The sequence below is a fragment of the Solidesulfovibrio sp. C21 genome (genome assembly GCF_047785625.1).
In the GTDB taxonomy this organism is placed as follows: Bacteria; Desulfobacterota; Desulfovibrionia; order Desulfovibrionales; family Desulfovibrionaceae; genus Solidesulfovibrio.
Window position 1 is genome coordinate 1 of sequence record NZ_JBLODY010000031.1, and the last position, 14,293, is coordinate 14,293.

Here is a 14,293-nt window from a genome sequence, read left to right on the forward strand (position 1 = left end):
CTTCAGAAAGGTTTCCCCCCGGCTGCTTTCAAAAGCCGCGCAGCCCGGTCCAGGGCGGCCGCGGCATGGGGCGCCTCGCCGGCCAGTTCCAGGTCCTTGGCCGCCAGTCCGATTGCCTCGAATCCGTACGACAACGCCGATCCCTTGAGCTTGTGTCCCTGCCGGCGGGCGGTATCCAGATCGCCCCGGTCCAGGGCCAGGCGCGCCGTATCCAGGGTCTTCGCGGCGGTGTCGAAAAATAGTGGCAGTAACAGGCTCAGGCGTTCCTGATCCACGAGAAGGGCGCGTGGGGACGGCGCGGCAGCCTGGGGTGGCGCGGGAGCCGGCATGTCGGGCGCAGGGGTGTCGCGGCCGAGGAACCGCTGCAAAACGGCCAGGATGGCGGCCTTGCGCACGGGCTTGATCAGGAAGTCCGAGCAGCCCGCCACGCGGCAGCGGTCCCGCTGCTCGTCCAGGGAATGGGCGGTGAGAATCAGGATGGGGGTGGGCGGGCGCTTTTGCCGCAGTTCCAGGGCCCGGATGGCCTTGGTGGCGTCGTGGCCGTCGAGGACCGGCATTTCCAGGTCCATGAAAATGAGGTCGTAGGCCGAGGCGGCGAAACGGTCCACCGCCTCGCGGCCGTTGGCGGCCTCGTCGATGCGGTAGTCGCAGCCGAGGAAAAGCCGCATCAGGATCAGGTTGGCGGCATTGTCGTCCACCAGCAGAATGCGGGGTGGCGCGGATACGGGAGGCATGGGCACGCCGCCTGTTGCAGTTGCGTCCGGGGCCGGCCGGGGTTCAACCCGTCAGGCAGATCTAGTTAGAGGAGGCGTGCCCGGTTGGCAATGGAAAAGCCGCGCCGGGGCGCAGGCAGACCGTGGCTTCCGGGCACATGGCGGTCAGGTCGCGCACGAACCCTTCCACCCGGGCGGCCGCCTGCGGCGCGTAGGCGAGGCGCACCACGGCGGCGAAGCGGTCGACCACCGTGGGCAGGGCCAGGTTGTCCTCGGCCTCGAGCAGGAACTTGAGCAGGGCCACATGGCGCGCCTCCAGGCGCACGTACAGGCGGGCCGAGGCCGTGGCCGGGCGGTAGGGAGGCTGGCGGCGACGGCGGCGTTTCACAGCGTCTCGCAGCCGTTCTCGGTGATAAGGGCCATATGCTCCCAGCGCGCTCCGCCCCAGTCGGGGTAGTAGAGCCCCGGCTCCACCGTGACCACCATGCCCGGTTCCAGCTCGCCTCTCGCGGACGGGTTGAGGCTCGGGCCCTCGTGGGTCTCCAGGCCGACGCCGTGGCCCAGGGAATGGGTGAAGCGATCGGCCACCCCGGCCTTGACGAAAACGTTCCGGGCCAGGGCATAGGCGTCACGAAAGGGCAGTCCCGGTCGCAGCTCGGCCAGTGCGGCGGCCTGGGCCTCCTTGACCTGGGCGAGCATGGTCCGGAAACGCTCGGGGGGATTTTTGCCCACCCACACCGTGCGGGTCTGGTCCGAGCAGTAGTCGTCGCGCCGGCCGCCCACGTCGATCAGCACCATGCACTCGTCGGTGATGACGGTTTCGCCCGGTATGGCGTGGGGCAGCGCCGCGTTGGCGTCGACGGCCACGATGGAGGAAAAGGCCAGTTCGCTGGCGCCGAATTCCCGGAAGAGTTTTTCGATTTCCCAGGCGGCTTGCGCCTCGGTGCGGCCGGGCGTCAGCACGTCGGGCAGGCGCTGCATGACGGCGTGGTTGACGGCGGCCGAGCGGCGCATGCGGGCGATCTCGTCCGCGTCCTTGATCAGGCGCAGCGGCTCCACCGCCCCGGTGACCGGGGCGAGACCCATGTGCTCGGCCAGCTTGGCGTGGGTGTCGAAGGAGATGTCCGTGGCTTCGAAGGCGGCGTGGGTGATGCCGCGTTGGGCCAGAAAGGCGGCGATGGCGGCGAAACGGTTGCTGCCGTAGATGCACAGGTCCTTGGCCGGCCAAAGACGCAGGGCCGCGTCGCGGTAGCGGGCGTCGGTGAAAAGCGCGTCGCGGCCGTTGGCCGCCACGCACAGCCAGCCGGCCGATTCGTTGCATTGGGGGTCGTGCAGCTCGAAGCCGCTCAAATAGTAGCGGTTGGCCGCATGGGTGACGAGCAGGGCGGTGTGCCCCATTTCCGCCAGGCGTTGGCGCAGCCGGTCGCGCCGGGCCGCGTAGGGGGGGATGGTCGTAATCACGGTGAAACGTTGCTCCTTCTATGCGCCGGGTTTATCTCCGGTGCCCGACCCTGTCCCAGATCGGACGGCGACGTCAACACCGCTATGGGGCGGACCCGTGTCCCGTGCAGAGGTTTTTGTTCGTCCCTCCCTCTCGGGAATTTTTAATGTTAATAATGTGTTATTGATAAAAAATTTAGGAAAGGGAGAGCGCGAGAGGGGAGAACCCTTTTTAAAGGGTTTCCCCTCTCGCATCTCACCGTATCCCTTACAGCGTATACACCGTTTCCGGGGCGCCGGTGAGTATCCGGTCGGCCCACTGCGCGCCCTGCATGAAGGAATGGTCCATGTTGCCGACCTCGTATTTCCAGCCGCCGAAGCGTCCCCGGGAGAACACGCCCCGGGCTTCGAGCGCCGGCTGAATGACGGCCAGGGCGGCGTCGCGCTCCAGGCAGGGGATGGGGTAGGCGTAGTCCACGCGCATCTCCCAGGTGGAAACGAGGCGGTCGCGGTCGTCCGGGGCGATGAGCGTGGTCGCGGCGAGGCCGTCCACGGTGCGTCCGGGCAGGCTGTCCAGGTTTTCGGGCTTGTGCTCGGAGTAGCTGGTTTCGGTCATGATCGCCCGTTTTCGGGGCCGCGCGCCGTCCGGGTCCGGGGTGTTGTTGTAGGAATAGTTGTGGAAGTTGGTGACCCGGTAAAAGGGGCAGTCGGGTTCGGGAAAATACATCCAGCAGCGGGGATCGGGCGGCGCGCCGTCGAAGCCCAGGCCGTGGATGGCCGAGCCGCTGTGCTTGAGCCGTCCGGCGGCAGCGGTCATGGCCGGGGTCGCCTCCTGAAGCACGTCCACGACCAGCCGGTCGAGGGGCATGGTGGAGAGGAGGTGGTCATAGGCCACGGTGTCGCCGGAGGTGGTGCGCAGGGTTTTGGCGGTCGCGTCGAGCCGGAAAGCGCCGTCGCCCAGGCGCACCCGGTCGGGAAAGCGCGCGGCCAGGCGGCGGTAGATCTCGCCGGTGCCGCCGCGAAGCGGGAAGGAAAAGGTGTTGTTGGGCCCCCAGGCCACATCGTCCTGGCCGAGGATGATGTTCTTGATCACCCGGTCGGCGTCCACCACGGACACGCGTTCGCCGATCCAGCGGTGGGACATGAGCTCGGCCGGATGGGCCCAGACCTTGAAGTTGTAGGGGACCATGAACAGCCGGGCGATACCCGGGCCGAAGACCCGGTCGATCCACTCGCGGAAATGGACCGGGGGCGTTTTGTGCGCATCGGCGGCGGCGGCCCGTCCGGCCGCGAGCAGCCCTTCCACGCACTCCCAGGCGAGCGCGGGCGGCAGGCGACGGATGTTGTTCTGGAAGGGGTAGGGCACAAAGGTGCCGGCCACGCGTATCCAGGACTCGCGCTGGTGCCTGAGCACGTCGTCGCCTAAAAGTTCGTCGAGGAGTTTGTCGAAGGCCGGGTAGTGGGAAAAGACCACGTGGCCGCCCACATCCCAGGTAAACCCCGTATGGTCGGTGAAGCTGGCGGACAGGCCGCCGCTGTAGGGGTGGCGTTCGAGGACGAGAAAATCGTTTTCGCCGCTTTGCTGCAACTGCCAAGCGGCGCCAAGTCCTGTGGGGCCGGCCCCGATGATCAGATATTTGACGCGCATGCGTGCCTCCTCTGGGGTGTCGCATGGGGTAGCAAGAATGGGGCCAGTATGGGGGAAGGGAAAAAAGGAACCCGGAGCCGCCTGCCAGCCGACGACTCCGGGAAAGAGAGGTTACTCCGGGGGACTACCAGGCCGGACGACGCGGGGGCCTGGGGGCGCGGGGCTTGGCCTCGTTGACCTTGAGGCTGCGGCCCTCGAACTCCGTCCCGTCGAGCGCCCGAATCGCTTCGTCCGCGGCGCTGTCGTCATCCATCTCCACGAAACCGAAGCCGCGCGGTTTGCCTGTCTCGCGGTCGGAAATCAGTTTGACGGATTGGACCTCGCCGTAATGGGCGAAGAGATCGTGGACGCTTTCCTCGGTACTACGGAAGGGCAAGTTGCCAACATAAATGTTCTTGGACATGAGACACGGACTCCCAAACGGTTGACGTCAATGCGAACGCGAAGCGTGTACGGAGGTCCGTCTGGCAACAAACCGCCGGCTACGCTCCTTCCCAGGACGATTCCATCGGCCGTACGGCCGGAATGGCCCGATAGTTGGAGTGCATCCGTCGGTTTCGGCAACGGCAAGGTAGTGAAAAACAGTCGGCGCGCACTCTATGTTGACTCCCCAAGCGAGTCGTTCGCGTAACTTTCCGCGCCGCCGTATCCCGCCACGGGCGAGGCGACTGCACGGGTTTGAGCGAAGATGTCAAAAGATATCGGAACCCGAAATGGGGAGCAAGAAAAAAATGTTCGTATCTGTCGTTTCTCCTTGAAATGATATCTGGTTTGCTTCCTGTCTTGCGAATGTGCTTTCCGATAAGTGACTTGGGGCGGGGTGGGGAGAATGCCCGGCGCAGGAAAATAGTGTATGCCAGGGACCCGACGGGGAGCCTTTCACAGCAGCGACGTGGAGGTGGGCATGGCTGATGCGTTTGAGGCCGCGCGATTCGCCGTGGCGGTTTCCTTGCGGGAATCCTACAAAACCGGCTTTGGCGGGACCACCCGGGCCAGTGAGCGCGCGCTTTATTATTACGCCGAGAAGACGCCCGAGTCCGGCATTTTGGTGCAGGCTTTAAACGCCAACAGCGTGCCGAGCGGCGAGAAGACGCCGGTTTCCGAGCCGGAGTTTCTGGAGAAATTCAAGCCCGAGCCGCTGATCTATTACAACCAGGTCAAGCCGCGCATGGAGGCGATGCTTGCCGAGCTTGAAAAGGGGGACAAGCAGCTCGAGGCCGGGCGTACGGAGAGGGCCGAGAAGTCCTTCCAGAAGGCCCTGGAATACGACGCGGAGAACCTGCGGGCGATTTTCGGCCTGGGCAATGCGTATCTCGCGGCCGGCAAGAGGGTGGAGGCGGGGGAGATCTTCGAGAAGATCATGTCCATCGAGCTGGCCTTCGGGCCGGAGAACAAATTTCTGTTCAATGAATTCGGCATCCGCATGCGCAAGCATGGGCTTCTGGACATGGCCCGGGCCTACTATGCAAAGGCGCTGACCGTGTCCGAGGCCGACGAGAACCTGCATTTCAACCTGGGGCGGGTTCTTTTCGAGCTGGGCGACTTCGCGGCCGCCGCCACCGAGGCCGGCAAATGCCTGGCCATCAATCCCGGCTTCCTCATCGCCAAAAAGCTCAAGGCGGCGGCGGAGAAAAAAGCCGCTGCCGCGCCGCCGGCCGCACCGGCAACGGATGCCGGTTGATCGCGCCGCCGCCCGGCCGCCTTACCGGAACACCACCGTCTTGTTGCCGAAAACGATGACCCGGTCCTCCAGGTGCCACTTGACCGCCCGGGCCAGCACCGTGCGCTCCAGTTCGCTGCCCGTGGCCTTGAGGTCGGCCACCGAAAACCGGTGCGTCACCCGCGCCGTGTCCTGCTCGATGATCGGCCCGGCGTCCAGCTCGGCCGTGACGTAATGGGCCGTGGCCCCGATCAGCTTGACCCCACGCTCGTGGGCCTGCCGGTAAGGATCGGCCCCGACAAAGGCCGGCAAAAACGAATGGTGGATGTTGATGACCCGGTTTTCGTAGGGCGAAAGAAAATCCGCCGACAGCACCCGCATGTATCGGGCCAGCACGAGCAGGTCCGTCGCATCGCCGAGGATCTCGGCCATGCGCGCCTCGACCTCGGGCATGCCCCCGTCGCCGACCGGCACGCAGGAGAAAGGCACCCCGAAGCCCTCCACGCTGCCGCGCGCGTCCTCGTGGTTGCTGATCACCATCGCCACCTCGCAGGGCAGCTCACCCCGGGCATGCCGCCATAACAGCTCCATCAGGCAGTGGTCCTGGCGCGAAACCAAAACGACCGCGCGCTTGTGCACGTCGGAATACGACAACCGCCAGTCCATGGAAAACGGCGTTCCGACAACTTCGCCGAAGGACGACTCCAGGGCCGGGCGGGACACATCCATATAAGGGGTGTGAAATTCGAGCCGCATGAAAAACGTCCCCCCCTCGGGGTCCGTCGAATGCTGGTCCAGGTCGACAATATTGGCCCCGTGGGCGTGCAGGAAGGTGGTGACGGCCGAAACGATGCCGGGGCGGTCTGGGCAGGTGATGCGCAAACGGGCGGTGTGGGTCATGGTGACGGGATCCTTTCCGAATAGTCTTGGCGGCGGCTGATCGCCGGGGGAAAGGCCATAACCCAGAACGGTTTTTGAGGCCAGCCGAGTTTAACCAAAGATTGTTCGGACAATATTGTCATATTTCGAAAATTCGTTTACAGAAGGGCGTCCTTATCGAGCGCGCCCCTGCTCCGAGCGCGTAACGACCGAAGGGAAGCCCGAATTTTAGGAAAAGTACCCCACGAGGCAGGCCGATGCGCGTTGGTATCCCCAAGGAAATCAAAATGCTTGTCCCCGCTGTCCGCGGCGCTGGCCTGGCCCGGGATGCGGCAGTGGGGAGTGGGGCATCGCGGCGGCTCCTTCACCCCGGTAAAATTTCACAAAAATGTGGTTTGATACGAGAAGGGGATTCCCTTCGCCCGAAAGTTCATGTATTTCGATCGTAACCGAAACTTTACGTGTAAGTTGTTGAAATTGACTGCAAACAGGAGGCGTTCATGAAAAGGTCCTGGCTCATTGCCCTTTTTCTCGTGCTCGTGGCGGCCGCTCCGGTCCGGGCCGCGGATACCATCAAACTCGGGTTCAACATCCCGATGACCGGTGATATTCCGGATGTGGGCGAGTCCTCGAAGAACGCCGCCGAGATGCTCAAAAAGAAAATCAACGATGCCGGCGGCATTACCGTCGGCGGCAAGAAATACCTGGTGGAATTCGTCTACGAGGACAACGAGTCCAAGGCCGAGTCCGCCCTGTCCGCCGCGCGCAAGCTCATCACCCAGGACGACGTCCTCGGCATCGTCGGCCCGCAGTCCAGCAAGCAGGCCGTGCCCGCCGCCGAGGCCTCCAACGACCTCAAGGCCCCGATGATGGCCCCCTGGTCCACCAACCCCAACACCACCAAGGATCGGCCCTACGTCTTTCGCGGCTGCTTCCTCGATACCTTCCAGGGCCCCACGGCCGCCAAGTTCGCCACCGAGGAATTCAAGGCCAAAAAGGCCGCCGTGCTCTACGACATCGCCTCCGACTATCCCAAGGGTCTGGCCGAGGACTTCAAGGCCGCCTTCGAAAAGATCCACGGCCCCGGCTCGGTTGTCGCTTTCGAGACCTTCACCACCAAGGACGTGGACTTCTCGGCCCAGCTGACCAACATCGCCAAGTCCGGCGCGGACGTGCTCTTCGTGCCCCAGTACTACAACGAGGTGCCGCTGGTCGTGAAGCAGGCCAAGTCGCTCGGCTTCGACAAGCCCATCATGGGCAGCGACTCCTGGGGCTCCGGCGACCTGATGGGCCTTTGCGGCGATGACTGCAAGGGCTACTTCTTCGTCACCCACTACGCCGCCGCCGGCGCCAAGGGCAAGACCAAGGAATTCATCGACGAGTACACCAAGCTTTACAACAAGACCCCTGACGACGTCGCGGCCCTGACCTGGGACGGCGCCAACCTGATGCTCGACGGCGTCAAGGCCATGCCCGCCATCACCGGCGACATGGCCAAGGACCGCGAGGCCCTCATGAAGGCCATGGCCGGCATCAAGAAGTTCGAAGGCATCACCGGCGACATGTCCTATCCCGCCACCGGCCCCCATGATCCCATCAAGTGCGCCGTGGTGGTCAAGATCGACGACAACGGCAAGTTCGCCTTCTACAAGTCCGTCTGCCCGTAGCATCCGCCCGGCATCCGCCGGTTGTAACGCCTGTCCGGGACGCCCCGCCGCCGGGGCGTCCCGGGCGGCCGTCGAAGCATTCAGGCCGGCACGGGCTCGCGCCCGGCCGGGTGGCCGAACGTCGCGCCAAGGGGGTCTCCGTTGCTGCAAAGCCTTCTGCAAAACATCCTTAACGCCCTGCAGTGGGGAAGTTTCTATTCCCTGATCGCGCTTGGCTACTGCCTGGTGTACGGCGTGCTGCTCCTTATCAACTTCGCCCATGGCGACATTTTCATGGTCGGGGCCTATATCGCCTTTTTCGTCTGCACCTTCCTGCTCGGCAAGTTCGGCCTGATCCCGGGCCTGCCCGGCTGGCTGGTGATGACCCTGGCCGTGCCGCTGACCATGATCCTTACCGCCGTGGTCGGCGTGACCCTCGAGCGGGTGGCCTACCGGCCGCTACGGCGCAAGGGCGTCAACCGCCTCTACGTGGTCATCACCGCGCTCATGTGCGGCCTGATCCTGGAAAACGGCAACCTGGCCCTGCTCGGCGCCAGCCGCAAAAGCTTTCCCACCCTGATCCCGACCCACGTCTACCACTTCTTCGGGGTCACGGTGACCAACTTAAAGCTCATGGTCATCGGCGTGGCCATCCTGGGCTTCCTGCTCCTGCAGTTCATCGTCTCCCGCACCAAGATCGGCATGGCCATGCGGGCCATTTCCTACGACCGTTTCGCCGTGCCGCTCATGGGCATTCCGGCCGACACGGTCATCGTGTTCACCTTTGTTTTGGGCTCGGCCTTCGCCGGTCTGGCGGGCATCTTCTTCGCCATGACCTATCCGGTGCTCGATCCCTACATGGGGGCGCTGATCGGCTGGAAGGCGTTCATCGCGGCCGTGGTCGGCGGCATCGGCTCCATCGCCGGGGCCTTTGCCGGAGGGTTTCTCCTGGGGTTCGTGGAGATCATGGTGGTGGCCTTTTTCCCCTCCACCTTCCGCGACCTCATCGCCTTCTCGATCCTGCTGCTTATTTTGTCCATCCGACCGACCGGCCTGTTCGGCGTGGCCAAGTCGACGAAAATCTAGGACCAGTCGGGGAGTTTCCGCATGAAACGTCTGTCCGTTCCCGCCCTGCTGGCCGTGCTGTTCGCCGTGCTGGTCTGGGCCTCGCAAACAGGAGCCCTCAACATCTATTGGCAGTCCGTGATCATGTTCATGGGCGTCAACATCATCCTTTCCTCGAGCCTCAACATCATAAACGGCAACATGGGCGAGTTTTCCTGCGGCCATGCCGGGTTCATGGCCGTCGGGGCCTACGTGTCCTCGGTGCTGTCCGTGGCGCTTTTCGCCAAGTCGGCCGCTTTCGGGCAGCCGCTTCTGCCGCCGTCGCTGGCCGTGTGGTTGTTTCCGGTGATCCTGCTCATCGGCGGGCTGGCCGCCTCGGTCGTCGGGCTGCTCGTGGCCATCCCCTCGTTCAAGACCCGGGGCGACTATCTGGCCATCATCACCATCGCCGCCGCCTATATCGTCAAGTCCACCATCGAGAACATCAACATCATCGGCGGCGCCCGGGGTTTTATGGGCATGGGTTCGGTCATGAACGCCATGGGGAATACGGCCAACCTGCCCTGGATGATGATCTGGGTGTTTGTCGGCACGGTCTTTTCGGTCTGGCTCATCCGCCGTTTCATCTATTCCACCTTCGGCAAGGGGGTGGATGCCATAAGCCAGGACGAGATCGCGGCCGAGATCATGAGCGTTGACACCAACCACATCAAGCTCGTGGCCTTCATGGTGTCGTGCGGCCTGGCCGGGGTCGCGGGCGGCCTGTTCGCCCACATCCTCGGCTACGTGAACCCGGGGTCGTTCACCATCCTCAAGTCCACGGAAATCATGGTCATGGTCTATCTCGGCGGCATGGGGTCGCTGACGGGCGCCGTGCTCTCGGCCATCCTCGTCACGCTGCTCATGGAGGCTTTGCGTCCCCTGCAGATCATCAAGTGGGTGGTCATTCCGCTGGTGCTCGTGCTGCTCATGCAGTTTCGGCCCGAGGGCATCATGGGCCGGCGGGAACTGGCGGACGTGTTTCCGGGGCTTCGCAAATTCTACAAGTTCAAGGGGTAGGCCGTGGCGCTTTTGGACGTACAGGATATGACCCAGTACTTCGGCGGGCTGTGCGCCGTGTCGGAGTTTTCCGTGTCCCTGGAGGAAGGGCAGCTGGCGGCGCTTATCGGTCCCAACGGGGCCGGCAAGACCACGGTGTTCAACCTCGTCAGCGGCTTTTACAAGCCCACGCGCGGCGAGATCCTCTTCAAGGGCGAATCCATCAAGGGCAAAAAACCCCATCAGGTCACGGGCAAGGGCATCGCCCGCACCTTCCAGAATATCCGGCTGTGGTTCGACATGACGGTGCTCGACAACATCCGCATCGCCCAATACCACGCGCTTGGCTACGGGCTGCTGGACTGCTTCCTGCGCACGCCGCGCTACATGAAGCGCGAACGCGAGATCGAGGATCACGCCATGGATATCCTCACGCGCCTGGGACTGCGCGAGGTGGCGGGGGAGTATCCCAAAAACCTGCCCTACGGCGTGCAGCGCCTGGTGGAGATCGCCCGGGCGCTTTCCATCCGGCCGTCTCTTTTGATGCTCGACGAACCGGCCGCCGGGCTCAACTCCGCCGACGTGGAAGGTCTCATCAAGCTCATCACGGACATCCACAAGGACTTCGGCCTGACCATCTGGATGATCGAACACCAGATGGACGTGGTCATGAGCTTGTGTTCGTGGATCAAGGTCATCGACTTCGGCGCCACCATCGCCGAAGGCACGCCGACCGATATCCAGAACAACCCCGAAGTCATCAAAGCCTACCTGGGAGACGATACAATCTGATGCTGCTCTCCGTTGAAAATCTCCGGGTCAAGTATGGGAATATCGAGGCCCTGCACGGCATCTCCTTCCATGTGAACAAGGGGGAGATCGTGACCCTTATCGGGGCCAACGGCGCGGGCAAGACCACCACGCTGCTCTCCATCATGCGGCTGCCGCCCCCCGAAGCCCCCAAGGTGGTGGAAGGGGACATCAAGTACGCCGGCACGTCCATTCTGGGCATGGAGCCGCACGATGTGGTCCGAAAGCTCCACATGGACCTTTCGCCCGAGGGCCGGCACATCTTCGGCAACCTGACCGTGATGGAAAACCTGGTGCTCGCCACCTATGCCCGCAAGGCCGACCAGGATGCCATTGACCGCGACCTCGAGCGGGTGCTGTCGCTTTTCCCGCGCCTGTCCGAGCGGCGCAAGCAGCGCAGCGAATCGCTCTCCGGCGGCGAGCAGCAGATGCTGGCCGTGGGCCGGGCCATCATGACGGGCTGCGACTTCATTTTGCTCGACGAGCCGAGCATGGGGCTGGCGCCGCTGCTCATGTACGAGATGTTCCGCACGCTCAAAAAGCTCAACGAGCAGGGGCTCACCATCCTGCTCATCGAGCAAAACGCCAAGGTGGCGCTGTCCTTTGCCCACCGCGGCTACGTGCTGGACACCGGCGAGATCAAGACGTCCGGCACGGCCGAGGAACTGCGGTGCGACCCCGAGGTCAAAAAGGCCTACCTCGGCGGCTAGTGTGGCGTTCTCTAAAAAATATGACAATATTTTTTAGAGAAAAAATAATTATTTAAATATATTACTTTCGAAATTCGTATACACGAATTTCGAGAACGCAACACTAGCCAAGGGCTCAAGCGGAAGAAGGAAAAGACGGCGCGAGCGGGGAGACCCTATGAAAGGGGGCTCTCCTTTGGCGCGCTCCCATTCCCCAGCTTTTTCCTTTTGTGGGCAGCCGACTGCCCTTGGGGAAAAGAGACTTCCGGAGAGACAGACCCTCCGGCCGGTTTTCCCCGACGCAGTTGAGGAAACTGGCCCCCAAAAAACCCGGTCCGACAGTTGTCGGGCCGGGTTTTTTGAGAATTTGAGGTTACGTTTCACGAATAGTAAAAAATAGTTTGACGTAGATGTCGGCCTTAAATATTTAATTGCAAATAAGCGATAGGAGGCATGTCGGTGCGGTACGGTCGCCCGGATCGAAGGGCGATGCGTCCCCGGCGATGGGTATGCAGCCTCCCTGTGCCAGGCGAATCGTGTCGGACTTTTGGAAAAAGGAGCGTCGATAGAGCAAAAGGAGGACAGCATGCAGTACAAGGACATCCGGGATCGGTTGAAGACGGGCGATATTTTACTTTTTTCGGGTAAAAGCAGAATTTCCGAAGGGATCAAGTTTTTTTCCATGAGCAAATGGTCTCATGTCGGCATGGTCTACCGGTTTTGCAGCCCCCTTGATCCGCAGGGTTCGATCTTTTGTTGGGAATCGACCACGCTGTGCGATGTCAAAGATGCCGATACGGGCAAGCTCACCAAGGGCGTGCAGCGTGTGGAACTCTCCGAGCGCCTGGAACGTTGCTTTGCCAATGGGTACGAGATCGCCGTGCGTCCTTTGACGAATCCCCTCGACGACACCATGGTGGCGGCCCTCAATGCCTTTCGGCACGAAGTGAGCGGTCGGCCCTATGAGAAAAGCCGCATCGAATTGCTCAAATCCCTGTACGAGGGGATTCTCGGGGATAATAAGGAAGACCTGAGTTCGTTATTCTGCAGCGAGCTGGTCGCCGAAGGCTACCAGCGGATGGGGCTGTTGTGCCCTGAGCCGGCGTCCAACGAGTATACGCCCAAGGATTTTTCAAGCGAAAAGAAGCTGCGCCTGGATCGTGGCTACGGGCTTGAGTACGAGATTGAAATCGACAGCCTCTAGGGGCTGCTCCTCGAAAAAGAACACCGGGGGAAGGACCTTGCTTGCCGCGAGGTCTTTTCCCTTTCGCGCGAGTTCCTTCCCGAAATCTCCGAAATATCCTCTGGCCCGCACTTTGCTTGTAACCGTTTGACGCCGCCAGCGCCGGAAGCCCTTTCCTTTTTCAGGCACGGCTTTTGCCTATCTCCCGGTGGGGAGCGATGCACCCGGCAAAAAATTCCGCCCCCCGGGAGGTATGGCATGAGCGTCCAGTCCATTGGGCAATCATCCGGGGACAATTGGCTCCAGCAGCTGCTTGCCAGCTACGGGCAGACCCGTTCCAGCCAGTCGTCCATCCTGAGTCTCCTGTCGCAGGGAAGCGACGCCACCGACGGCACGTCGGCAACTTCTTCCGACGCCTCCGCGTCCACGACCAGCTCCGTCGGAAGCTTCAACGACATCCTTACCGCGCTTCTAAACGGCAACGGATTGTCCTATGATATGGAAACCGGTTCCCTTACCGCGTCCGGCCAGGACGAGGCGTCGGGGGAAGCCGGCATGCCGCCATCCCCCTCCATGCAAGGGACTGGGCCCGAACTGACCCGCAGCGCGACCGAAACCAAAAACGACGACGGCAGCACCTCGCGCAACGTCACCATGACCAATGCCGAAGGCAAGGTGGTCGGCACCGAAAAGACGACCGAAAACGCCGACGGCACATTCAACACGGTCATGACCATGACCGACCCGGGGGGCAACACGTCCACCCGGACCGTCACCGGCGAGAACACGGATGCCGGTTTCAAGGTCACGGACACCCTGACCGGCGTCGACGACAAGATCCTGGAACGCCGCACCCACCTCACCGCCGCCGACGGCAGCGTCACCAGCTCCGTCACCCGAAACGGGCCGGACGGCGGTTCCGCGACCGAAAGCCAGAGCTACGACGCCGACGGCAACCTGCTGTCCTCAACGACCTCGACCACGTCGCCGACCACGACCGTCGCCTCGGCTGAGGCCACCACGAGTTCCGACAGCACGTCGAGCACCAAAAGCGGCTCGAGCTCCGAAAACGCGTCAGGCGGTTCCGCGGCCTCCGGCACGTCTTCCTCCGGCGGGGACAAGGGCGGCACCACGACCACGGTGACCACGACGTTCACCTCCGAGAGCATGCAGGAGACCATTACGGTCACGGACGCCAATGGCAAAATTGTAAGCCAAAAGACCAAGGACATCCCATTTTCGAACTCGGCCAAGGGCAGCAGCTACGGCTCGAACAAGCCCGATGCGGACAGCCTGGCCGACATTACCGGCCAATACATCCACCGCTATGGCGCAAGCCGCTACGGTTCCGGGCAATCGCAGGCGGGTTCCGATTCAGGAAGCGGCGGCCTCTCCGTGACCGCCTAGGCGAGGCCGGGACGATCGGGGGAAGGGCGCTTCTCCCGGGGAGACAAAAGGGCGACCTGGCGGTCGCCCTTTTGCGTTTGAACAGGGAGGAAAGCGGGAAGGAGACGGCGGAGGA

At 62.8% G+C, this 14,293-nt stretch carries 14 protein-coding genes; 8 read left to right on the forward strand and 6 right to left on the reverse strand.

Translation table 11 applies throughout. From position 1 onward, the window contains the following. Positions 1 to 2: 2 nt before the first annotated feature. The 5 genes from ACMZ6R_RS10815 to ACMZ6R_RS10835 form a co-directional block, all read right to left on the reverse strand. A complete protein-coding gene (locus ACMZ6R_RS10815; protein ID WP_416111248.1) occupies positions 3 to 734 on the reverse strand; it encodes a response regulator in 732 nt (243 codons plus the stop codon). 61 nt (positions 735 to 795) lie between these two features. Continuing rightward, positions 796 to 1,101: a DUF4911 domain-containing protein gene (locus ACMZ6R_RS10820; protein ID WP_416111250.1), complete on the reverse strand. Its 306-nt coding sequence runs from the start codon at positions 1,099 to 1,101 to the stop codon at positions 796 to 798. Next, positions 1,098 to 2,174: a M24 family metallopeptidase gene (locus ACMZ6R_RS10825; RefSeq protein ID WP_416111252.1), complete on the reverse strand. Its 1,077-nt coding sequence runs from the start codon at positions 2,172 to 2,174 to the stop codon at positions 1,098 to 1,100. Before ACMZ6R_RS10825 ends, ACMZ6R_RS10820 begins: the two co-directional genes overlap by 4 nt. A 247-nt stretch (positions 2,175 to 2,421) precedes the next feature. Continuing rightward, positions 2,422 to 3,801 carry a protoporphyrinogen/coproporphyrinogen oxidase gene (locus ACMZ6R_RS10830; RefSeq protein ID WP_416111254.1) on the reverse strand — a complete coding sequence of 460 codons (1,380 nt, stop codon included), beginning with the start codon at positions 3,799 to 3,801 and terminating at the stop codon, positions 2,422 to 2,424. Positions 3,802 to 3,925: 124 nt separating this feature from the next. After that, on the reverse strand, positions 3,926 to 4,204 hold the full coding sequence (locus ACMZ6R_RS10835; protein ID WP_416111256.1) for an RNA recognition motif domain-containing protein: 279 nt from the start codon (positions 4,202 to 4,204) through the stop codon (positions 3,926 to 3,928). 501 nt (positions 4,205 to 4,705) lie between these two features. Here ACMZ6R_RS10835 and ACMZ6R_RS10840 point away from each other — a divergent pair. After that, complete coding sequence (locus ACMZ6R_RS10840; protein ID WP_416111258.1) at positions 4,706 to 5,482, forward strand: tetratricopeptide repeat protein; 777 nt, start codon at positions 4,706 to 4,708, stop codon at positions 5,480 to 5,482. A gap of 21 nt (positions 5,483 to 5,503) precedes the next feature. Here the strand turns inward: ACMZ6R_RS10840 and purU are convergent, their stop codons facing one another. After that, positions 5,504 to 6,361 carry a formyltetrahydrofolate deformylase gene (gene purU / locus ACMZ6R_RS10845; RefSeq protein ID WP_416111260.1) on the reverse strand — a complete coding sequence of 286 codons (858 nt, stop codon included), beginning with the start codon at positions 6,359 to 6,361 and terminating at the stop codon, positions 5,504 to 5,506. Positions 6,362 to 6,840: 479 nt separating this feature from the next. Between purU and ACMZ6R_RS10850 the strand changes: the two genes are divergently transcribed. The 7 genes from ACMZ6R_RS10850 (at position 6,841) to ACMZ6R_RS10880 (ending at position 14,178) form a co-directional block, all read left to right on the forward strand. Then, complete coding sequence (locus tag ACMZ6R_RS10850) at positions 6,841 to 8,007, forward strand: ABC transporter substrate-binding protein (RefSeq protein WP_416111262.1); 1,167 nt, start codon at positions 6,841 to 6,843, stop codon at positions 8,005 to 8,007. 141 nt (positions 8,008 to 8,148) lie between these two features. After that, positions 8,149 to 9,072, forward strand: coding sequence for a branched-chain amino acid ABC transporter permease (locus ACMZ6R_RS10855; RefSeq protein WP_416111264.1), 924 nt, complete (start codon positions 8,149 to 8,151; stop codon positions 9,070 to 9,072). 21 nt (positions 9,073 to 9,093) lie between these two features. Then, a complete protein-coding gene (locus ACMZ6R_RS10860) occupies positions 9,094 to 10,110 on the forward strand; it encodes a branched-chain amino acid ABC transporter permease (RefSeq protein WP_416111266.1) in 1,017 nt (338 codons plus the stop codon). Between the two features lie 3 nt (positions 10,111 to 10,113). Beyond that, positions 10,114 to 10,881: an ABC transporter ATP-binding protein gene (locus tag ACMZ6R_RS10865; protein ID WP_416111268.1), complete on the forward strand. Its 768-nt coding sequence runs from the start codon at positions 10,114 to 10,116 to the stop codon at positions 10,879 to 10,881. Then, positions 10,881 to 11,609 carry an ABC transporter ATP-binding protein gene (locus ACMZ6R_RS10870; RefSeq protein ID WP_416111270.1) on the forward strand — a complete coding sequence of 243 codons (729 nt, stop codon included), beginning with the start codon at positions 10,881 to 10,883 and terminating at the stop codon, positions 11,607 to 11,609. Before ACMZ6R_RS10865 ends, ACMZ6R_RS10870 begins: the two co-directional genes overlap by 1 nt. A gap of 565 nt (positions 11,610 to 12,174) precedes the next feature. Continuing rightward, on the forward strand, positions 12,175 to 12,792 hold the full coding sequence (locus tag ACMZ6R_RS10875) for a hypothetical protein (RefSeq protein ID WP_416111272.1): 618 nt from the start codon (positions 12,175 to 12,177) through the stop codon (positions 12,790 to 12,792). Positions 12,793 to 13,029: 237 nt separating this feature from the next. Beyond that, a complete protein-coding gene (locus ACMZ6R_RS10880; RefSeq protein WP_416111274.1) occupies positions 13,030 to 14,178 on the forward strand; it encodes a hypothetical protein in 1,149 nt (382 codons plus the stop codon). Positions 14,179 to 14,293 lie beyond the last annotated feature (115 nt).